Here is a 20,031-nt window from a genome sequence, read left to right on the forward strand (position 1 = left end):
GTGAGCTTACGCCGAATGGAAAGCTTCCGGTTAGCCTGAAGCTAGAGGAAATCACTAACTAAATTATAATAGAGTATAGGCTTGGCAGAGATCATTCTTTGCCGGCCTATTTTTGATTGACGCAGAAGAGTTTGCATTTGGCGACACACAGATATCACCTAAATATATCAGCATCAGGAAATTAAAGCTGGAAAATTACTGGAATGTCAGATACAATAATTTCGTTGCTGTTTTTATTTTTTAGACAAGAAGCAACTTTTTTCGTTTACATGCGTTTAACATAATGTGATTGTCTAGAGACAAAATGGGAGTAGAAGGAGCTAGAAATGAATCTTAAAAGACTAATTATCACTACGATTATTATTGCATCGCAATTAGCGATGGTTCTTCCTGTAAGTGCTGCGGAAGCGGGGAAGCAAGATACAGTTAGCGCCATTGAGCAGCAAACTGCTGTTACATCGAATAATTTGGGAGCTAACAGTGCTACCGCTCAGAATAACAATGTGACTAATCCTGAGCAAGAAGGCCAAGTGAATAACGATCAGGACACGTCTCTGACAGGTGAGGACGGCAAGACAGAGGAGACTGGCAACAGCACAGAGGAAGGCCAAACAGAGCAACCAACGGGTACTGAGGATGGCAGTGATGTTAATGGATCGAATCCATCAACGACTGACCCAACTACGACACCGGACAGCAATGTAAATGCAACCGGCGCTGGCGCTGGTCAACTTATTCTGATGATGAACAGTAACAAGATGTATCAAGGCGGCAAAGAATACATAGCCGGATATCCGATGGAAGTGAAGAATGGTGTTTCTTACGTTTCTATCCGTGCCATCGTAGAGCGTGCCGGTTTGCAGCTTTCTTTTGATAATAAGACCAAAGAAACGATTATTTCGCGAGGCAATGATGAGCTTCGTTTCAAGCTGAACACAGCAAATTACCGTGTGAACGGTGTCGTTACGCCGATGAAGGGCACGTCTTATTCTGCGAAGAATAATTTCATGGTGCCATTGACGGCCATTACGAAGGCACTTGGTATTCCATATTCAGTTGATAATGTCGGTAAGCGAGTTATTCTGAATCTATCGACGAAGCCAGTAGCTTCCTTCTCGATTGGCAATAAGGAAGTAATCGCCGGTGAGACTGACGTTCAATATTTGACCAATTCCTATTCTCCGAGCGGGCTTGATATTGTGAACGAGGAGTGGACCGGACGTCAAGATATGTTCACGGACCCAGGGACTTACACGGTGACCTATCGTGTTCAGGATTCCAACGGGCAGTGGAGCGAACCGTTTTCCTTGAAGATTAATGTTGGTAAGCCGCATACACCACCTCTCGCCAATTTCATGACCGACAAAGATACGTATAAGATGGGCGAAATGATCACTTATACGGATCTTAGTACAGATGAAGTAGGCATCAAGGAGCGGGTATGGGAGAACAATGAGCGTGCCTTCTTTACGCCAGGAAAGATGACGATCCGTCTGAAGGTAGTCAACCAATTCGGCTTGACTTCAACGGTGGAGCGTACGATCACGATTACGAACGAGTTGTTGTATAGCCGCGACGATTTCAATAAATTATTTACACCTGTTGGTGAGAAATACGCATTTGATGGCACGTCTGTACCATCCTGGGAGAGAGTGAACTACTCGATTTCTTCCGATCCTGTAACTTTAATTCGTAGTAATAGTCCAGAGACGGTATATTCCGAAGGTAGAGTATATAGGGAAACGGCAAGCGGAGCGATTCGTTTCATGGTTCACCATGTGAATTCCACAGGCAAGAACATGAAGATGTATGTCGTCGCAACGAATAAGAATGATACGACGACTCGTCTGACACAGACCAGCCTCGGTTTTGCCGGACCTACACCTATTGCAACCGCTGCAGGTAAGAGTTCGGTTGAACGTTATTATAAATCTTTGCAAAGCGGGTCTCAGTATAAAGATGTATGGATTGCACCAGGTGACAGCAAGATTATTATGACTGAGCTTAATGCTACAACGATGAAGCAAGGGGACGTAATATCTCTGTTTGCTGATATGTACAGCGATCAAGCATTGGAATTTAATGTGATCATGATTGATCCTAATAAAGATCCGCTCACTCTAGCACAGTCATTGTCACTTCCTAACTTGGAGCAAGATGTTCACAATCGTGGAACTTACGAGGATTCAACTCGGTATTTACAATATAATGAACTCATTGGAACTACTAAGCAAAGACTGCTTATCGGAGATAATTCAAATGATCCGTTCCAAGTCGGACATGATGGTATAACGAATGATTATAAACTGAATGCTGGGAACTTTGGAGTACTATACAAGATTAAACTGTACCGTGTTGCTCCGAATACGTTGATCACTTTTAACCCTCGTGGCGGAAGATATTCCGGTTCGATTATGGTGAACGGTGATATCGTACAATTGTCTACAGGTAGTTCGCTTAGCGCACCGAATGATGCGAACGTACTGTTCCGCACAGGCGATCGCGAGCAGACAGTAGAATTTGTATTCACAGCTGCACCGGGCAGTAACTTGTCCGTCAACCTGCTGTTCCAGCCGTTGCCAGAGAAAAAATAAATTGTAGCTATTAAGGGGCTGTCCCAAGTCATCTATGATGAATTGGGACGCCTCTTTATAGTTGATATTCTTACTGAATAATCATGCCCGAAATAGGAGTTCCTGAGAATATGCAGGTATATTATTACAGGGACTATGTAGTATACTAAAATTATAATCTAGCTGGTGTGAAGAACATGCCGCTTTAATATGAGCATCCGTTAACGGTTGCCATATTGGAGCGGCTTTTTGTGTGCTGATGATCTGTATAGCGATCACTAGATTAATGACATGTAAATGAAGAGGGAGAATTCACTCATGAGCTTATTCATGCAAACGTATGAGGAATGGTTGCAAAGTAATATTGAGAAAGAGAAAAATCCGAGAAGACGTGAATTCCTTGAGAAAGGACTGACTCACAGTACTCTTGAGTTCCTTCGATTATGTTGGTATCCAACGGTGGGGAATTTAGATCATCTATATCCTGAATGAGAAGTGAGGGATATGAATAATGCAGTACGTTATCTTGATCTGGCGTATATGCCGAAAGGTGCAAAAGGATGTATTGAAATCCAAGATTACCGATCCCACGCTAGAGATATTGGCGTTACCCGATTCAAGGATTTATGTATGAAGCATTCGATGCTTGCTCTTGACGACTGGACAATACTCTCCATTGCATATCTTTCCATTGTGGAAGAACCCAAGGTTTGCAGACAACTCATACTGGCCTTTATTGGAAAATTTGTATCGACTTCATTTTCATCTGGCTTGGATTGGGCTGAGGCAGAAACGCTTCGATTCGCCCGCCGATTGCCACATTCTTTTTCAACGGCAGAACTGGCCGATCACCTTCGACTCTCTGACCGTCACACTAGACGCATCTTGCATGGATTAGTTGAACGTAATTTGATGATGGTAACCAATAGAAAACAGCGTTATCGGACCTATCAGCTTGTCTCAGAGTGACTAGAGGCTAGTAGTCTGACAGAATGTTTGAAAACTCTAGCGGACATAGTGAACGTTGCGAACATCGTGAAAATAACGGACATAGCAGCCTCTTAGGATAGAACTTCTGAACATCATAAATTTTAACGGACATGGATGCATGTAAAAAGATAAAAAAGACCCTTTTAACATGGGTCACAGCGTTTAAGCGTTCGTAGCGGTTCAACCCCCTAAGTTTGGACACTTTCCACATCATGCTTAGGAAATCACATCATAATGCAATATTCTTTGGGTTAATCAGGCCTGTGGTCACTAAACGCAAATATTCCTTGGGCGACCAATCGTAAAGACTACCGTGGATGCGTTCTGTATTGTAGTAACGAATAAACCGGTCGACCTCTACAAAAGCCTCTTCGTAGGTTTCAAAGCAATTCCGCTGGTAACATTCTTGCTCTACAATACTGTGGTAAGACTCAATAAAAGCATTCTTGTTTGGCGTTTGGTTGGGGATCCTTTCGTGCTCTACGCCTACTTGCTCACAAAAGGCATGGAACGCTTTGCTAATGAATTGCGGCCCATTATCCGTTCGAATCACTAGCTTGTGCTCTTGTTCATGGATTCTACGCTTAAACAGCGCTTTCTGGACTGTACGTAAAATGTCTCCTGTGCTACAAACCTTTCCGCGGTGATGAGCGACAATGCTCCGGTCAAACACGTCAATGATACTGGCCAGGTAAAAATGTCGGCGCTTGCCAGGCTGACGTAACCATACTTAATGTCCATTTGCCACAGCTGGTTTGGTCCATTCACAATACGGTTATTGGCAAGTTTTCTGGGTACGGGATTCCTCAACTCTCGTTGTGGATGGAGAATCCCCATTTCTTTACAGAGGCGGTAGGTCTTCTTTTTGTTAATAATTAGCCTGTATTTTCGCCGTAACAACGTCGTTAGTTTCCGGTAGCCGAAGGCGGCGTTAGGGCCTTGAATCAAACGTCTGAGGCTCTCCTTAATGCGAGCATCTCCTACTTTCTTTCCATCTTTGTCATAGGAGAAGCCTGGTATAGGTCGACCGCTGCTAATAGGCTGCTGGCGCTCAGGATGCTTTAACCGATAGTAATAACTTGAACGCGGAACTCTACATAGAAGGAGAACCTTTTGAACAGGATACCCTTGCTGAATCCAGTGGATAGCTACTTCCAATCGGGATACTTTTTTTTTACCAAGTCCCGCAGAATGCTGTTCTCAAGCTCTTTTTCTCCTAGCAGTTTCATAGCACCGTCGTATTTCTTCTGCAGTTCCTTGTAATTAGCTGCATCCTGTTTCATTTTTTCCGCATCGTTTTGCTTCTTTGTCATAAGATCACCCACCTCATCCTGATACTGGCGAACCCATTGGCTTAACGTTCTAGGAGACATTCCATACTTCCGGGCTACCATCTCCGTTCGATACCCGGAAAGTACCTCTACCACAAGCTCCTTCTTCGTCTCATTGGGGCACCTAAATCGTCTTTTCATGGACTAACTCCTCACTTATTTTAGTGTATCTGAGGTGGATTAGAGTGTCCAATCGGATTAGGGGGCTAAATAGGTAGTGACCGTTAAAATACGAAAACGACTGTTTTTTGTATATAAGCGTCGCTGGTGTCCGTTACAATAGTTGCCATCTTCTCAAAGGGCTAATTTACGCTCTAAAGTGTGAGCATTCTCAAAAAGCTATTGTTGAGGCTAATAAGTACGATCATCTCTATAGGAACCATTACAAGCATGTGCTTTAAAGGCCATAAAAGGCTATCAAGCGTGTGCGATTTAGGGCTAGCTTTGAAAATGGGCCATGTTACGTTGACTAGGCTCACTTTTTGCGGCATTATTAATAGAGATGTTGTGTGAAAGACGCATGGAAGGGTAGTTCAGACGGGAGGAATGTCACATGCTGTCGACAGAGGATATTATCGGTGTGATGTCTGCCCAGGGCTTGCGAATCACCGACCAGCGCAAAAGCTTGGCCAAACTGTTCGCAGAACGGGAAGGTTATTTAACGCCAAAAGATGTATATGAGTATATGGGTAAGCAATATGCAGGCCTTAGCTTCGATACGGTATATAGAAATCTAAGGGTCATGGAAGAGCTTGGAGTGCTTGAGCAAGTTGTATTTGAGGATGGACTGAAATTCAGAGTAGGTTGCAGCAAGGAAGGTCACCACCATCACCATATGATTTGCTTACAGTGCGAGAAGACATACCCCATTCATTTCTGCCCGATGCCGATGACGGATGCTCCAGAAGAGTTTCAAATCGTGAAGCATAAATTCGAAGTGTTCGGTTATTGTAAAAACTGCCGCCCTGATAAGTGCTCGGACCCAGCTGCTAAATCGGGTAAGGAACCGGGCGGAGGCGCATAATATGGGCATTGCTCGCAAGACATTTCAGGCGCCAATCCATGTATACCGTAAGTTCATTTCTCCACTGAAGCCTCCAACCTGCCGCTTCTATCCGACTTGCTCGGCATATGCGCTAGAAGCGATTGAAGTGCACGGGCCCTTAAAGGGCTCCTGGCTGGCTGCTAAGCGGATTGTGAAATGCCATCCTTTTCATCCGGGTGGTGTGGACCTAGTACCGCCCAAGAAGACTCATGTCAAGTATAAAGATAAGGCAGGGCGGGTATAACTTGACAACAGATATGTTCTTTTCTAATATAGTGCTATATGTATGTGTTCATAAATGCCAGACGTTTTGAACATCAACCTATATATGTCCTGAGAAGGGATGAGTACGAAGCGTTGCATCCAGCAGCAGAGAGCCGGGGAAGCTGAGAACCGGTCTGGAACAGCTTTGGAATATGGTCCTGGAGGAACTGCTTTCGAGTCGAGCTAGTTAGGTCGATAAGGGAGCGGCGCGAATCCGGCGTTAATGGAGGGTTGCGACAGCAACCAACTGAGCCCGTCTGCCTGCAAAGGCACGGGGAATTTGGGTGGTAACACGTGAGAGATCTCTCGTCCCATTGTGGGGCGGGAGTTTTTTATTTTTATTTAAAAGTGGTGTTCAAAAGAGGTTTTCAGCACCAAGAAGGTTGGATGAAGCTAGGGTATGAGGAGCGGAGCGTACGTGTTGGTACGTGAGTACCGGAAGGCCCGGGTGAATTCAAGATTCGATGCCGAGCCCACTTCCTGATTCACTTCGGGATCAAAATCGGACTTTTTGAACTACCTCTAAATTAAGGAGATGATAGTATGTCTGACAAGAAAACCTTCTACATCACGACACCAATTTATTATCCGAGCGCTAAACTGCATATCGGCCATGCTTATACGACTGTCAGCCGGCGACGCTATAGCGCGCTACAAACGGTTGCGTGGTTATGATGTTCGCTATTTGACAGGGACGGATGAACATGGACAGAAAATCGAGCAAAAAGCTCAGGAAAGCGGTAAAACGCCACAGCAGTTCGTCGATGATATCGTAGTCGGCATAAAGGAATTATGGAATAAACTCGAGATTTCCAATGACGATTTCATTCGAACGACAGAACCGCGTCATAAAGAGGTTGTAACCGAGATTTTTGATCGCCTGCTGAAGCAGGGAGATATATACAAAGGGGAGTACGAGGGCTGGTACAGTATCCCTGATGAAACTTTCTATACGGAGACGCAATTAGTCGATGTTGAGAAAAATGAGAAGGGTGAAGTTATCGGTGGCAAAAGCCCGGATAGCGGTCATCCGGTAGAGCTGGTGAAGGAAGAGTCTTACTTCTTCCGCATGAGTAAATATGCCGATCGTTTGTTGAAGTATTATGAGGACCATCCTGACTTTATCCAACCAGAATCTCGCAAGAATGAAATGATTAATAACTTCATCAAACCGGGTCTTGAGGATCTGGCAGTGTCACGGACGACTTTCGATTGGGGAGTCAAAGTAAAGGGCGATCCGAAGCATGTTGTGTATGTATGGATTGACGCTTTGTCCAATTACATCACTGCTCTTGGCTACGGATCGGATAATGAGGAACTATTCAATCGCTTCTGGCCTGCGGATGTTCATCTGGTAGGTAAGGAGATCGTTCGCTTCCATACGATTTATTGGCCGATTATGCTGATGGCGCTTGATTTGCCGCTTCCGAAGAAGGTTTTTGGTCACGGCTGGCTGCTGATGAAAGGCGGCAAAATGTCCAAGTCCAAAGGCAATGTTGTCGATCCGAATGTGCTGATTGATCGCTATGGTCTTGATGCAACCCGTTACTATTTGTTGCGCGAGGTACCATTTGGCTCTGATGGCTCTTTTACTCCTGAGAGTTTTGTACAACGGGTGAACTCCGATCTGGCCAACGATCTGGGCAACTTGCTGAACCGTACTGTAGCGATGGTTGGCAAATATTTCGAGGGCGTGGTACCAGCATATCGTCCAAATGTAACAGCTTATGATGCGGATCTGGCCGACATGGCGTTGCGAACGGTAGAGAAGGTAGAAGAAGTTATGGAGAATCTGGAATTCTCTGTTGCTTTGACGGCGATCAGTGCATTTATTAGCCGTACGAACAAATATATTGATGAGACGCAACCATGGGCACTTGCCAAGGATGAAGCCAAGCGCGATGAGCTAGCTTCTGTAATGGTCAATCTAGTGGAATCATTGCGGATCAGTTCGATTCTGCTACAGCCGTTCTTGACGAAGGCTCCAGCGAAGATATGGGAGCAGTTAGGCATCGAGCCTGGCGAGTTAACTGCATGGGATAGTGCAAAGAGCTTCGGCCTCACTCCGGCAGGTACAAAGCTGGGTAAGGGCGAACCAATCTTCCCGCGCCTCGAAGTGGAGAAGGAAATTGAGTATATCGATAGCTCAATGACTGGCGGCGCAACTGCCGAAGCAGAAGCTACTCCAACCGCTAACAGCAAGCCGGTGATCGAGAACCCGGAATTGAAGGAAGAGATCGGAATCGACGATTTTGCCAAGGTTGAGCTGAGAGTGGCTGAGGTGCTTGCCTGTCAGCCAGTGCCAAAAGCGGATAAACTGCTGAAGTTACAGCTTGATCTCGGCTTTGAACAACGTCAGGTCGTATCCGGGATTGCCAAGTTCTATAAACCAGAAGAACTTGTAGGACGCAAGGTGATTTGTGTGACGAACCTGAAGCCGGTGAAATTGCGTGGCGAGCTGTCACAGGGCATGATTCTTGCAGCTTCGCAAGACGACCAGCTGACGCTGGCGACGGTACCTGATTCGATGCCGAACGGAGCCGTCGTGAAGTAAGAACCCGAGAACCAGTTCAAATATTAAACCGCTGGAGTCAATACTCCGGCGGTTTTTTCATACGTTTATTCTCTTGGTCGATTTGGTTTGGTTCGGTTCTTCGAATAAAAAGAGTGTAAATTGTCAACAAATACTGATATTACAAGTCCAATCAGGCGGGCTTCTGCCGCTAGCGGAACATAGATTTTAGGAGTAGAAGCAGTCAAGACTTGCATAGTTTTGGCTGCTATTTTATTAAAAGAAGCTTATTTTCTAGATAATATAGTTGACAAAACTTCAAATTTGCACATATAATCCTAATAGTAATTATTACGATTAAGTGTGGAGGTTATAATTAAATGGTTTTGAACAGAAGAAAGCTAGGAGCCACAGGAATAATCCTATTTATTTTCATATTTACGCTTATCTTATCGGGCTGCGGCAAGAAGAGCAATGCAGAAATCGTCCCAGGTAAGGTAAATGTAGTTACGAGTTTCTATCCTATTTACGAATTTGCTAAGACAATTGGCGGGGATGAAGCGAATGTGACCAATTTGCTGCCGACAGGGGTCGAGCCGCATGATTGGACACCACGCAGTAAAGAAATTTTGAACACGTCTAAGGCGCAGCTATTTTTGTATCATGGTGCAGGTTTGGAAGGCTGGGTACCAAATTTCCTGAAGGGCCTCGGTAGCGATGCCGTTGTGAAGCCGGTTGAGGTCAGTCAAGGCGTCTCCTTAATCACCGCAGAAGGCGATGACGGACATGATCATGGAGCAGAAGCGACAGATAGCCATCATATCGATCCTCATACCTGGGTTAGTCCAAAATCGGCCAAAATTATTGCTGAGAATATTAAAAGTAGCTTCATACAAGTCGACCCGGATCACCAAGCTGACTACGAGAGCAGGTATACGGAGCTGGCGAAGAAATTGGATGAGCTTGATGCGAAATTCACCACTGAGCTTGCTAATACAAGTAAGAAAGAAATCGTCGTATCCCATCAGGCTTTCGGTTATCTATGCCGCGACTATGGCCTGACACAGCATTCTATTATGGGATTATCACCGGATGCTGAGCCAAGGGCGCAGGACATTGTTGCTTTATCAAAGCTGGTGAAGGACGAAGGGATTCAATATATTTTCTTTGAAGAGCTGGTCTCCGACAGATTAGCGAAGACATTGGCTGGTGAGGCTGGTGTTAAGACACTAGTACTGAATCCGGTCGAAGGATTGACGAAGGAGCAGGAGAAGAACGGGGAGAACTATTTTACCCTGATGGAGAAGAACTTGCAAAATCTGCTTCTCGCTCTACAATAAGGATAGTCAGAAGGTTAGCACAGAGCGGAAAGGAAATTATTTATGAAACCAGAATTATCAATGCCCAAAGAGTATTGTCATGATAATATCATTGAACTCGATCATATCTCATTTGCCTATCAGGATCAGCAGGTTATTTCCGATTTCAGCTTTATTGTCAAAGAACGGGACTTTGTCGGCGTAATTGGCTCCAACGGAGCGGGTAAGACAACATTGATGCGCATGATGGTAGGACTTCTGCAGCCTACATCGGGCGAGATCAAGCTGTTCGGTCAACCGATTCGTCGTTTCCGGGATTGGGAGCGGGTTGGATATGTACCGCAAAAGAACTCATTTAACCCATTGTTCCCGGCAACGGTACGCGAGGTTGTGCTATCGGGGTTATATAACAATAAGAAATTGTTCCGCCGGATCGGAGCGGTGGAGCAGCAGAAATGTAATGACGCGCTTGAGGTCATGAAGATTAGCAATCTTGCCAATAAGCGGATCGGCCAGTTATCCGGCGGACAACAGCAGCGTGTTTTCCTGGCCAGAGCGATGATCAATCATCCCGATCTGCTCGTGCTGGATGAGCCTACAGTCGGTATCGATGCCCAGACACAAGCCGATTTCTTTGAATTGATTTGCCATTTGCATGCACACCACCAGATGACTTTTCTGATGGTGTCTCACGATCTTGATTTTATACATGGATACATGGGTGTGGAACCTAAGGGTTATTGTGGAGCTATTAATCTCTTCGTACGTCATTCCCATGATCCTGAATGTGCGATTCCTGACTTGCAGCATTCTCTACTATAATTGTGTTTGAATGCTGCTGTATGAAATGTAAATGAGGAGATGTATCTACTTGGAAATATTAACTGCTGATTTCTTTCTAAGAGCGCTGACAGGCGGGCTGCTGATCGGTCTTACCGCCCCCCTGATCGGCATTTTTCTTGTCTTGCGGAGATTGTCCATGATCGGCGATACCCTTGCCCATGTGACGATAGCGGGTGTTGCGCTCGGATTCCTGATCGAGGTCTATCCGATCGGGGTTGGTCTTCTCTTTGCCGTGGTCGCTTCGTTTGCCATTGAAAAATTGCGCAAAGCTTATAAAGGCTATGCGGAGTTATCCATTGCTATCATCATGTCTGGGGGTGTAGCTCTGGCATCATTGTTCTTTACCCTTGGAATGGGTTACAATACAGATGTTAACAGTTATCTGTTCGGGAGTATCTATACGCTTGATCAAGTTGATTTATATGTCGTCGGTGCGGTTACTGTGATCGTCATCATCACTATTTTCCTTCTATTTAAAGAATACTTCCTACTGACGTTCGAAGAAGATGCGGCTGCTGTTAGCGGATTGCCAGTCAAAGTCCTGAATATGCTTCTTACCATACTTACCGCCCTTGTCATCAGCACTGCGATCAAGATTGTTGGAGCGTTGCTCGTCTCCGCATTGCTTACGATCCCAGCTGCGACGAGTCTATTGATTGCGAGAAGCTTCAAGCAGTCGGTCGTGTTCTCCGTGATTATCTCAGAGATTGCCGTTGTGGTTGGTCTTGTCATCGCTGGAATCTGGAATCTGGCCCCAGGTGCGACGATCGTATTATTCCTGATTGCTATGCTGATCCTAACGATCATGGGCAAGCGCGGCTTATCTGCCTAAGCTATGGACAGCGATCGGAAGAACATTTCACCCGGCTGCCCCATCCGTACAATTGATAGTTCAACTTATAGTAAAGTAAATAGAGTTCTAAATAGAAAAGAGATATGGATAGAGACCGAGAATAGAGAAGATTGAATTGGGAGGCTGTTATGACTGATATTCATTTAGGGGTCGCCTTCGCGGCAGGGGTGGCCTCTTTTATATCCCCTTGTTGCTTACCACTATACCCGTCTTATCTGTCCTATATTACGGGCATGTCAGTGCAGACGTTGAAGACGGAACAGAAACGAAGAGATGTCCGGTTTCGGACATTAACGCATACACTGGCCTTTATCCTCGGTTTTTCAGTTGTGTTCTATACCCTTGGCTTCGGAGCCGGGATGTTCGGCGAATTTTTCAATCAATATCGCGATTTGATCCGTCAGCTTTCCGCTGTGTTGATTATCGCAATGGGTTTATTTCTAGTCGGGATTTTCCAACCGCAGTTTCTATTAAAAGAGCGCAAGATGGATTTGAAGTTAAATAAGGCGGGATACATAGGTTCTTTTATTTTTGGCATCGGCTTCTCGGCAGGCTGGTCGCCTTGCGTTGGCCCGATCCTTGCGGCGATTATCGCCATGGCTGTCAGTGAACCGGGGGCCTGGCTAGGTTTGATCACCGCATACACACTGGGATTTGCCCTACCGTTCTTCATATTGGCCTTCTTCATCGGGCAGACACGTTGGATCGTCCGCTATTCTGGGATTGTGATGAAGGTTGGCGGGGCTCTCATGTTGTTGATGGGCGTACTTCTATTCACGAATAAGATGACGCAAATTACGATTTGGTTGCAGTCAATCACTCCGGATTGGCTCAAATTTTAACGTAACAATACAAGATGGTTTCCAAGAATAAGTTAGCAGATATGTGTTGAAATTATGACTTCAACAAGTTTATAATAGATCGATTATATTTAAGAAAAAGGTGTCTATCGATGAGCATACTAAATGTTGAAAATTTAAGTCACGGTTTTGGTGATCGTGCGATTTTTAAAGATGTATCTTTCCGACTTTTAAAAGGTGAGCATATCGGGTTGATCGGCGCTAACGGCGAAGGTAAATCGACCTTTATGAACATCATTACGAACCAGCTACAGCCTGATGAAGGTAAGGTAGAGTGGTCCAAGCGGGTACGCGTTGGTTACCTTGACCAGCATGCAGTTCTGACGAAGGGCATGACGATTCAGGATGTGCTGCGTAGCGCGTTCCAATATTTGTTCGATCTAGAGCAGGAAATGAACGATATGTACGGTAAAATGGGCGAAGTCAGCCCGGAAGAATTGGAGAAACTTCTGGAAGAAGTCGGTACTATCCAGGATACCCTGACGAGTCAGGATTTTTACATGATTGATGCTAAGGTGCAGGAAACGGCCCGCGGATTGGGGATTACTGATATTGGTCTGGATCGGGATGTCAACGATTTGAGTGGGGGTCAGCGGACGAAGATTTTGCTGGCTAAGTTACTGCTGGAGAAACCGGACATCTTACTGTTGGACGAGCCGACCAACTATTTGGACGAGCAGCATATTGAATGGCTGAAACGCTATTTACAGGAGTACGAAAATGCGTTCATCCTCATTTCACACGACATTCCGTTCCTGAACAGCGTTATCAATTTGATCTATCATATGGAGAACCAGAAGCTGACGCGGTATGTCGGTGATTACGACCAGTTCCAGCAAGTTCACGAAATGAAGAAGCAGCAACTGGAAGCGGCATATACCCGGCAGCAGCAGGAGATTGCTGATCTGAAGGATTTCGTTGCCCGCAATAAAGCCAGCGTAGCTACGCGTAATATGGCGATGTCGAGACAGAAGAAGCTTGATAAGATGGACGTCATCGAGTTGGCGAAGGAAAAGCCAAAACCGCAGTTTAATTTCAAAAGTGGCAAGACCTCCGGCAAAATGATTTTCGAAACGAAGGGACTCGTTATCGGTTACGACAGCCCATTGTCCAGACCACTTGATCTGCAGATGGAGCGGGGACAAAAAATTGCGCTCGTCGGCGCAAATGGTATCGGTAAAACGACACTACTGCGTAGCATTCTAGGTGAAATTCCTGCGCTGTCTGGTTCCGTCGAGCGTGGCTACCATCTGGAAATCGGTTATTTTGAGCAGGAAATGAAAGATAGTAATTACAACACATGTATTGAGGAGATTTGGGAAGCCTTCCCTTCGTTTACGCAGTTCGAGGTGCGCGCCGCATTGGCTAAATGCGGACTGACAACTAAACATATCGAGAGCAAGATCACTGTGCTTAGTGGTGGAGAGAAGGCGAAAGTTCGCCTATGCAAGCTGATCAACAACGAGACAAATTTACTAGTTCTTGACGAGCCGACGAACCACTTGGATGTGGATGCGAAGGACGAGCTCAAGCGGGCGCTCAAAGAATACAAAGGTAGCATTTTAATGATCTCGCACGAACCGGAATTCTATAGCGATATCGCAACTGAGGTTTGGAATTGTGAAGCCTGGACCACGAAGGTTTTCTAAGTTAAAGGCATATTTTTAGATTAGCCGGGGAGGTTTACAATCTTCCCGGCTTTTGCATCGGCTTCAAACGGGCTGATGGCTGCAATAGACTTGAAAAGACGCTATCAAGAGGTATGCACTTGCCAATAGACAAGCATAACATGTATCATTAACAGAGTAACGGGCAGAGGTTCTGCCCGTGTGAACTCATGGAAAAGAGGTAGTCAGATGCCAACGCCGAGTATGGAGGATTATTTGGAGCGTATCTATAAGCTCATTGATGAGAAGGGATATGCACGGGTTTCCGATATCGCGGAAGGTTTGGAGGTCCATCCTTCTTCCGTTACGAAGATGATTCAGAAACTGGATAAAGACGAATATTTAATTTATGAGAAATATCGTGGTCTGGTATTGACGAATAAGGGCAAGAAAGTAGGAAAACGCCTTGTCGATCGTCACCAACTGCTTGAAGAGTTCTTGGAATTGATCGGGGTTGATGACAGCAACATCTATAAGGATGTTGAAGGAATTGAGCATCATCTTAGTTGGGACTCGATCACCTGTATCGCATCACTGGTAGAATATTTCAAACGAGATGAGTCCAAGATCCGTGAACTGCGTGAAGTTCACCAGGAGCTTCTGACCGAATCGTAACCTTAGCATCTGTCTCATTTAGGCAAATGTCTTTTGTTTCTTTAGTACCATTTTTTCGTCTGACCGCAACTCCGGCCATATGATACGCGTTAGAATTAAGAGCGGTTCTTCGCGAACGACTATCATATCAATCGGAGGTAACAGATGAAATTATTACGAACATGGTTTATACCGCTACTTATTCTATTAATCGCCTGCCCTTTTGCTGGGGTGGCACGGACGGAGGCAGCATCAGCCAGCGCTATTCAGATCTATCTGAACGGTGATCTGCTCCCTAGCGACACTGCTCCTTACTTAAAGCCAAAAGAGAATGTCACTATGGTCCCGCTTCGTGTCATAAGCGAAAGCTTGGGAGCGAGCGTACTTTGGTCACAGGCTACGAAGACAGCAACGATTCAGAAGGACGGTAACAAGTTGGTGCTAATCACTGGACACAGTGTAGCAGAGGTGAACGGAGAACCGGTTGGGCTCGACGTATCCGTTGAGAACATACAGGGACGCACCATGGTGCCGCTTCGCTTCGTCAGTGAGCAACTCGGACTCGATGTAGTCTGGAATCAGTCATTGAAGACAATATCGCTTACTTCCAATGAGGGAGGCGTCCAGCCGGGAGAGGAAGGGCAGGATCCGAAGCCGCAACCGCCTGTGACTCCACCGCAGGCAAGTGATGAGCTTCGCGGTGCCTGGGTCTCTACGGTGTATAACCTGGATTGGCCAAGCAGTACCTCAACTGGAAAGGCAGAAGCGCAGAAACAGGATTATGTAAAGCTGCTCGATGATCTGCAAGGGATGGGGATCAATGCTGTATTCGTACAGGTACGACCGTCAGGAGATGCGTTCTATCCTTCAGATCTCGTACCATGGAGCTCTTACCTAACAGGTGTTTCAGGCAAGGACCCTGGCTATGATCCACTGCAGTTCATGATTGACGAGACTCATCGCCGCGGTATGGAATTTCATGCTTGGTTTAACCCGTTCAGGGCAAGCACGGATACCAATACATCCAAGCTAGCGAACAATCATGTGGCTAACAGTCATCCGGAATGGACCGTGAAGTTTGCTAATAAGCTGTATATCAACCCAGGGATACCGGAAGCGCGTGAACATGTTATCGATGCGATTATGGAAGTAGTGAACCGCTATGATATTGACGGAGTTCATCTGGATGATTATTTCTACCCCTCAGGGGAGACGAAGACGAGCCAGTTCGCTGATGACAGCACTTTTAAACAGTATAATCCTAAGAGTTTGAGCGATAAGGGAGACTGGCGGCGTGACAATATCAACGAGTTCGTGAAGGACTTAGGCAGAAGTGTTCATCAGGTGAAACCAAATGTATCCTTCGGCATTAGTCCTTTCGGGGTCTGGCGCAACAAGAGCACGGATCCAACCGGCTCGGATACGAAAGCTGGCATGACCGCTTATGACAGTACTTATGCGGATGTAAGAGCCTGGATACAGAACGGCTGGATTGATTATGTAGCACCGCAAATTTATTGGAGTCTGAGCTTCAATGTTGCTAAATACGATACATTAGTTGACTGGTGGGCGAAGGAGGTTGCAGGTAGCTCCGTGAAATTGTATATCGGTCACGCTCCATATAAGCTGGGGACCTCCGAAGCAGGCTGGAACAGTGCCCAGGAAATCATCAATCAATTGAAATACAACAGCGGCGTACCAGAAGTTCGCGGAAGCATCTTCTTCAGCGCCAAGGAACTTAGAAAGAATCCGTTAGGACTTATACCTCTTCTGCAATCATATTACGGTTTATAATTCTAGTCATAGAAACAGCCCTCATTAACATACATAAGCAGTAGACTTATGTATGGAATGGGGGCTTTTTTATATGCTGATCAACGGTGTATTTGAAGGAGGAGGCGTTAGGGGCATTTCGCTCGCAGGCGCAGTTCGGGCTGCAGAGCTCCATGGTAAGGAGTTTCATAAAGTTGCAGGAACGTCGGCAGGTTCTATTGTAGCTTCCTTGATCGCGGCGGGTTATGACGCTGAAGAGATGAAAGAGATTATCATAACGACGTCGTTCAACAAATTTCTGAAGCGGGCTCCTATTTTTAATATAGCGATCATCGGACCGGCATTGAGGGTGCTATTGAAGGAGGGCTTATACTCAGGCGAGGCACTAGAGAATTGGATCAGGCAAATATTGCTTAGGAAAAAGGTACGGACCTTCAGCGATCTGGAGAAGGGGCGGCTGAGGATTATCGCTTCGGATATTACCAGCGGTAAAATTCTTGTATTGCCGGATGATCTAGAGAAAATCGGCATTAACCCGAGCGAATTTGAAGTGGCACGTGCTGTGAGGATGAGCTGTAGTATTCCCTATTTCTTCGATCCTGTCTTATTAAGGCTGCCTCCTATGGAAGCGAAGGGCAAGACGTTTGCAGACCAGTTTCTCCATATTGTCGATGGCGGTCTATTGAGTAATTTTCCATTATGGTTGTTCGATCGCGAGAGCCTTAGGGCTGGGGAGAAGAGAATTCCGACTGTCGGCTTCCAGATGGTTGGCAAGAACAGCAACCAGCCCCATATTATCCGAGGCCCGTTCTCCATGCTGGAAGCTATGGTAGCAACGATGCTGTCGGCCCATGACGAACGGTATATTGAGCAGACCAATCGTTACCGGACAATAAAGATCCCTACACTTGGTGTTGGTACAACCCAGTTTAACATCACACAAGAAGAAAGCCTGCTGCTTTATGAATCCGGACTCAGATCCGGGGAGCGCTTCTTCAAAGACTGGAATACCCAGTATTATGAAGCACAATTCAAAAAGTATCAGCAGGCGAAATGAGATTAAAAAGTTCAATTTTGATCACGAAGTTATTCAAGGAATAATCTCGACATCGAATCTTGAATTCAACCGGGCCCTCCGGTGCTCACGTACCAAAAACGTACGCTCCACTCCTCAGTCCCTAGTTTCATCCAACCTTCTCGGTGCTGAAAATCGAACTTTTTAATACTTATTCTTAATTTAAACCTATCCCTTAATGGTATTTCGGCAAGTCATCATCATTTTTCCCTTTTTGACCCTCGATGACTTGAAAAGGATAAGCTTTGCGTTTCTGTCCGGAAGATGCCGAGCGGCGCTCTGCTGCTAATTTGGACATTGTCCGGGCGGAAGGCTTCACTTTAGGATTCTGTCTTCTATATTTGCGTGGAGGATACTTGTAGAGTAGAAATACGATCCCTACGATAAGGGCAGGAATGAGTATTCCCATCCAGTCCGTCGTCCCTCTGCCAAACAGTCCATCAATAATTCCAAAAGCTGCTAGCGCGATCAGAGCCCAAAATACGATGGCCTGTTTCTTCATATCTTCATCATCCTTTCACGGGATCTAGAGCGGAGTGACTCGGAGTTGAATCGAGAGCTCCTTCACGTTCAACCTGCGCATCCAGCTCGCGCATCCGGTTGAAGGAAGCGATCGATACTTCAAGCTGCTCCAGATTCGGTTCCTTGGTCGTTAACATCTGCAACCATAGTCCGGGATATCCAAGATAACGAAGGATGGGAATATCTCTCATCGCATTTGTGATTCGCAGCATTTCAAAGGATACACCGATAACTACAGGGAGCAGCAGAAGACGAATGTAAATCCGCTCCCATAGCGTATCCCAACTGAAGATAGGCAAGGAGTAGATAACGACTCCGATAATAACCGTCAAGATAATGAAGCTACTGCCACAGCGATAGTGCAAGCGGCTGTATTTCTGTACTTTCTCAGGGATAAGCTCTTCGCCGGCCTCATAAGCTGTAATAACTTTATGTTCAGCACCATGATATTGGAACAGTCTCTTGATCACAGGGGTCTGTGACATGATCCATAAATAAGCGAGTAGAAGGGCGATCTTGATAACTCCTTCAACGAGCGTATGCAATGTTTGATTATTAAATGCGTGCTGGAACAAAAATTGCTCGACAACCGCAGGGACAAGCGTAAAAATAACTTTTCCGACGATAAAGGACAGTACTCCGGCGACAGCAACGCCAAATATCATGCCCATAGAGAGTCCGGATTCTTCTTCTCCTTCTGCTTGGCGCGTTCTTCCGGTTCCATCTCGTCTTCTGCCATCGCCTCGGCCGAATAATTCAAGTGCTTTGAGCCCTTGGCACTGGAATCGACAATGCTGACCAGACCACGAATGAGTGGGATTTTACGAAGCTTCTTCACCCAGTTCTTATCTTGCTTTGGTACTTCCAGAAATGTAATTTCTCCATCCTTACGGCGTACTGCCGTAACATTAACGTGTTTACCGCCGAACATGACTCCTTCAATGACGGCTTGACCGCCGTAAATCGCGGGTTTTGATTCCTCAGGCAAATATTTCACCTTCCCTAAAGTAGTAATTGGTGTTATGCAAGTTTAGCTAGTCTCTCGATTCCGGCGGACGAAAAAAGTATAGGTCTAACTGGAATGATTCCATTGTAACGAAATTCGCGGTCAAATTCTAGTTAGTTTAGATTAGTGCCTTTTAAATTGCGCATACTAACCCACAAACTATTAATAAGTGTTCAAAAAGGTCAGTTATAATACCGTGATCAGTAGCGGACTTTTTGAATTACTTCTTGTGAGAGAAAGGAAGATGAAGTGTGGATCCAAAAGGCCATAACCCCAAGAACGGGACAAGTATTTGGATGTTTACATTGGAGGTTGGATTTTTCGCCGGATTGCTATGGGGAGGAATCAAAGGAATTTTTTATTTTATGCGCTTAACGACGGTCGTGCCCGGATATATGGGGGAGCCCTTTTTCAAGAGCCAGTTCTTGAAGAGTCAGCCGGGTATTATGCTGGGTGGGGCTTCTTCATCCTCTTCTCGCTTCTGGCCACGCTAGTGTACATTCTTCTCTTCCGCAAGCTTAGAGGCCCGTTGCCCGGGATTCTCTATGGCATTGTTTGGTGGGTAATTCTGTTCGTATGGGCAGGCCCATCCCTGCATCTGATGGAGCCACTTCGTAAGTTGTCAATGAATACGATCATCAGCGAATTTTGCCTATATCTGTTATGGGGTATGTTTATCGGTTATTCCGTAGCACATGAGTATACAGATGAGAGAAAACGTGAGCCTGAGGAAATGTCGGATAAGACCGGAAAGAATTCCATGAAGAGGCCGACGGAGAATCCTCAGCATTAGGGACAAAATGC

The 20,031-nt window shown here is 45.7% G+C and carries 16 protein-coding genes and 3 pseudogenes; 14 read left to right on the plus strand and 5 right to left on the minus strand.

What is annotated here, in order from left to right; genetic code table 11:
• Nucleotides 1–326 precede the first annotated feature (326 nt).
• Both RE628_RS09830 and RE628_RS09835 read left to right on the plus strand, forming a co-directional pair.
• Entirely contained in the window at nt 327–2,594 is a 2,268-nt protein-coding gene (locus RE628_RS09830) for a stalk domain-containing protein (RefSeq protein WP_309158536.1), read from the plus strand.
• A 297-nt stretch (nt 2,595–2,891) separates the two neighbouring features.
• A pseudogene (locus tag RE628_RS09835) lies at nt 2,892–3,542 on the plus strand (transcriptional regulator).
• 250 nt (nt 3,543–3,792) lie between these two features.
• Here RE628_RS09835 and RE628_RS09840 read toward each other — a convergent pair.
• The 3 genes from RE628_RS09840 to RE628_RS09850 are packed head-to-tail and all read right to left on the minus strand — an operon-like array spanning nt 3,793 to nt 5,035.
• Nucleotides 3,793–4,221, minus strand: a complete 429-nt coding sequence (locus tag RE628_RS09840; RefSeq protein WP_309159425.1) for an integrase core domain-containing protein — start codon at nt 4,219–4,221, stop codon at nt 3,793–3,795.
• Entirely contained in the window at nt 4,116–4,721 is a 606-nt protein-coding gene (locus tag RE628_RS09845) for an IS3 family transposase (RefSeq protein ID WP_375143065.1), read from the minus strand. The genes RE628_RS09840 and RE628_RS09845 overlap by 106 nt, the downstream gene beginning before the upstream one ends.
• A complete protein-coding gene (locus RE628_RS09850; protein WP_309157525.1) occupies nt 4,712–5,035 on the minus strand; it encodes a transposase in 324 nt (107 codons plus the stop codon). Before RE628_RS09850 ends, RE628_RS09845 begins: the two co-directional genes overlap by 10 nt.
• Nucleotides 5,036–5,447: 412 nt before the next feature.
• Between RE628_RS09850 and RE628_RS09855 the strand changes: the two genes are divergently transcribed.
• The 11 genes and pseudogenes from RE628_RS09855 to RE628_RS09905 all read left to right on the plus strand — a co-directional run bounded on the left by RE628_RS09855 (nt 5,448) and on the right by RE628_RS09905 (nt 17,681).
• A complete protein-coding gene (locus tag RE628_RS09855) occupies nt 5,448–5,918 on the plus strand; it encodes a Fur family transcriptional regulator (protein ID WP_309158537.1) in 471 nt (156 codons plus the stop codon).
• Between the two features lies 1 nt (nt 5,919).
• The gene (yidD, locus tag RE628_RS09860) at nt 5,920–6,183 is read left to right on the plus strand and encodes a membrane protein insertion efficiency factor YidD (protein WP_309158538.1); all 264 of its coding nucleotides are present in this window, start codon (nt 5,920–5,922) and stop codon (nt 6,181–6,183) included.
• A gap of 563 nt (nt 6,184–6,746) precedes the next feature.
• Nucleotides 6,747–8,757, plus strand: a pseudogene (metG, locus tag RE628_RS09865) (methionine--tRNA ligase).
• A 338-nt stretch (nt 8,758–9,095) separates the two neighbouring features.
• A complete protein-coding gene (locus RE628_RS09870; protein WP_309158539.1) occupies nt 9,096–10,055 on the plus strand; it encodes a metal ABC transporter substrate-binding protein in 960 nt (319 codons plus the stop codon).
• A gap of 42 nt (nt 10,056–10,097) precedes the next feature.
• The gene (locus RE628_RS09875; RefSeq protein ID WP_309158540.1) at nt 10,098–10,856 is read left to right on the plus strand and encodes a metal ABC transporter ATP-binding protein; all 759 of its coding nucleotides are present in this window, start codon (nt 10,098–10,100) and stop codon (nt 10,854–10,856) included.
• A gap of 49 nt (nt 10,857–10,905) precedes the next feature.
• Entirely contained in the window at nt 10,906–11,709 is an 804-nt protein-coding gene (locus tag RE628_RS09880; protein WP_309158541.1) for a metal ABC transporter permease, read from the plus strand.
• Between the two features lie 149 nt (nt 11,710–11,858).
• Nucleotides 11,859–12,572, plus strand: coding sequence for a cytochrome c biogenesis CcdA family protein (locus tag RE628_RS09885; protein WP_309158542.1), 714 nt, complete (start codon nt 11,859–11,861; stop codon nt 12,570–12,572).
• 110 nt (nt 12,573–12,682) lie between these two features.
• A complete protein-coding gene (locus RE628_RS09890; RefSeq protein WP_309158543.1) occupies nt 12,683–14,239 on the plus strand; it encodes an ABC-F family ATP-binding cassette domain-containing protein in 1,557 nt (518 codons plus the stop codon).
• Between the two features lie 207 nt (nt 14,240–14,446).
• Nucleotides 14,447–14,872: a transcriptional regulator MntR gene (gene mntR / locus RE628_RS09895; protein ID WP_309158544.1), complete on the plus strand. Its 426-nt coding sequence runs from the start codon at nt 14,447–14,449 to the stop codon at nt 14,870–14,872.
• A 144-nt stretch (nt 14,873–15,016) separates the two neighbouring features.
• Entirely contained in the window at nt 15,017–16,645 is a 1,629-nt protein-coding gene (locus tag RE628_RS09900) for a family 10 glycosylhydrolase (protein ID WP_309158545.1), read from the plus strand.
• A gap of 73 nt (nt 16,646–16,718) precedes the next feature.
• Nucleotides 16,719–17,681, plus strand: a complete 963-nt coding sequence (locus tag RE628_RS09905) for a patatin-like phospholipase family protein (protein ID WP_309158546.1) — start codon at nt 16,719–16,721, stop codon at nt 17,679–17,681.
• A gap of 193 nt (nt 17,682–17,874) precedes the next feature.
• Here RE628_RS09905 and RE628_RS09910 read toward each other — a convergent pair whose 3' ends face one another.
• Both RE628_RS09910 and RE628_RS09915 read right to left on the minus strand, forming a co-directional pair.
• Nucleotides 17,875–18,201 (minus strand): hypothetical protein, encoded by a 327-nt coding sequence (locus tag RE628_RS09910; protein ID WP_309158547.1) that lies wholly within the window; start codon nt 18,199–18,201, stop codon nt 17,875–17,877.
• Between the two features lie 7 nt (nt 18,202–18,208).
• Nucleotides 18,209–19,209: pseudogene (locus RE628_RS09915) on the minus strand (DUF1385 domain-containing protein).
• A 310-nt stretch (nt 19,210–19,519) separates the two neighbouring features.
• Between RE628_RS09915 and RE628_RS09920 the strand changes: the two are divergent.
• The gene (locus RE628_RS09920) at nt 19,520–20,020 is read left to right on the plus strand and encodes a YqhR family membrane protein (RefSeq protein WP_309158548.1); all 501 of its coding nucleotides are present in this window, start codon (nt 19,520–19,522) and stop codon (nt 20,018–20,020) included.
• The last annotated feature ends 11 nt before the right edge of the window (nt 20,021–20,031 follow it).

Source organism: Paenibacillus sp. D2_2 (assembly GCF_031199965.1).
Taxonomy (GTDB): Bacteria; Bacillota; Bacilli; order Paenibacillales; family Paenibacillaceae; genus Fontibacillus.

Excerpts from the sequence above, each read along its gene's own strand:
- RE628_RS09830 (WP_309158536.1), top strand. The coding sequence starts at position 327 with ATGAATCTTAAAAGACTAATTATCACTACGATTATTATTGCATCGCAA.
- RE628_RS09850 (WP_309157525.1), bottom strand. The coding sequence starts at position 5,035 with ATGAAAAGACGATTTAGGTGCCCCAATGAGACGAAGAAGGAGCTTGTG.
- RE628_RS09855 (WP_309158537.1), top strand. The coding sequence starts at position 5,448 with ATGCTGTCGACAGAGGATATTATCGGTGTGATGTCTGCCCAGGGCTTG.
- yidD (WP_309158538.1), top strand. The coding sequence starts at position 5,920 with ATGGGCATTGCTCGCAAGACATTTCAGGCGCCAATCCATGTATACCGT.
- RE628_RS09870 (WP_309158539.1), top strand. The coding sequence starts at position 9,096 with ATGGTTTTGAACAGAAGAAAGCTAGGAGCCACAGGAATAATCCTATTT.
- RE628_RS09875 (WP_309158540.1), top strand. The coding sequence starts at position 10,098 with ATGAAACCAGAATTATCAATGCCCAAAGAGTATTGTCATGATAATATC.
- RE628_RS09885 (WP_309158542.1), top strand. The coding sequence starts at position 11,859 with ATGACTGATATTCATTTAGGGGTCGCCTTCGCGGCAGGGGTGGCCTCT.
- RE628_RS09890 (WP_309158543.1), top strand. The coding sequence starts at position 12,683 with ATGAGCATACTAAATGTTGAAAATTTAAGTCACGGTTTTGGTGATCGT.
- mntR (WP_309158544.1), top strand. The coding sequence starts at position 14,447 with ATGCCAACGCCGAGTATGGAGGATTATTTGGAGCGTATCTATAAGCTC.
- RE628_RS09900 (WP_309158545.1), top strand. The coding sequence starts at position 15,017 with ATGAAATTATTACGAACATGGTTTATACCGCTACTTATTCTATTAATC.
- RE628_RS09905 (WP_309158546.1), top strand. The coding sequence starts at position 16,719 with ATGCTGATCAACGGTGTATTTGAAGGAGGAGGCGTTAGGGGCATTTCG.
- RE628_RS09910 (WP_309158547.1), bottom strand. The coding sequence starts at position 18,201 with ATGAAGAAACAGGCCATCGTATTTTGGGCTCTGATCGCGCTAGCAGCT.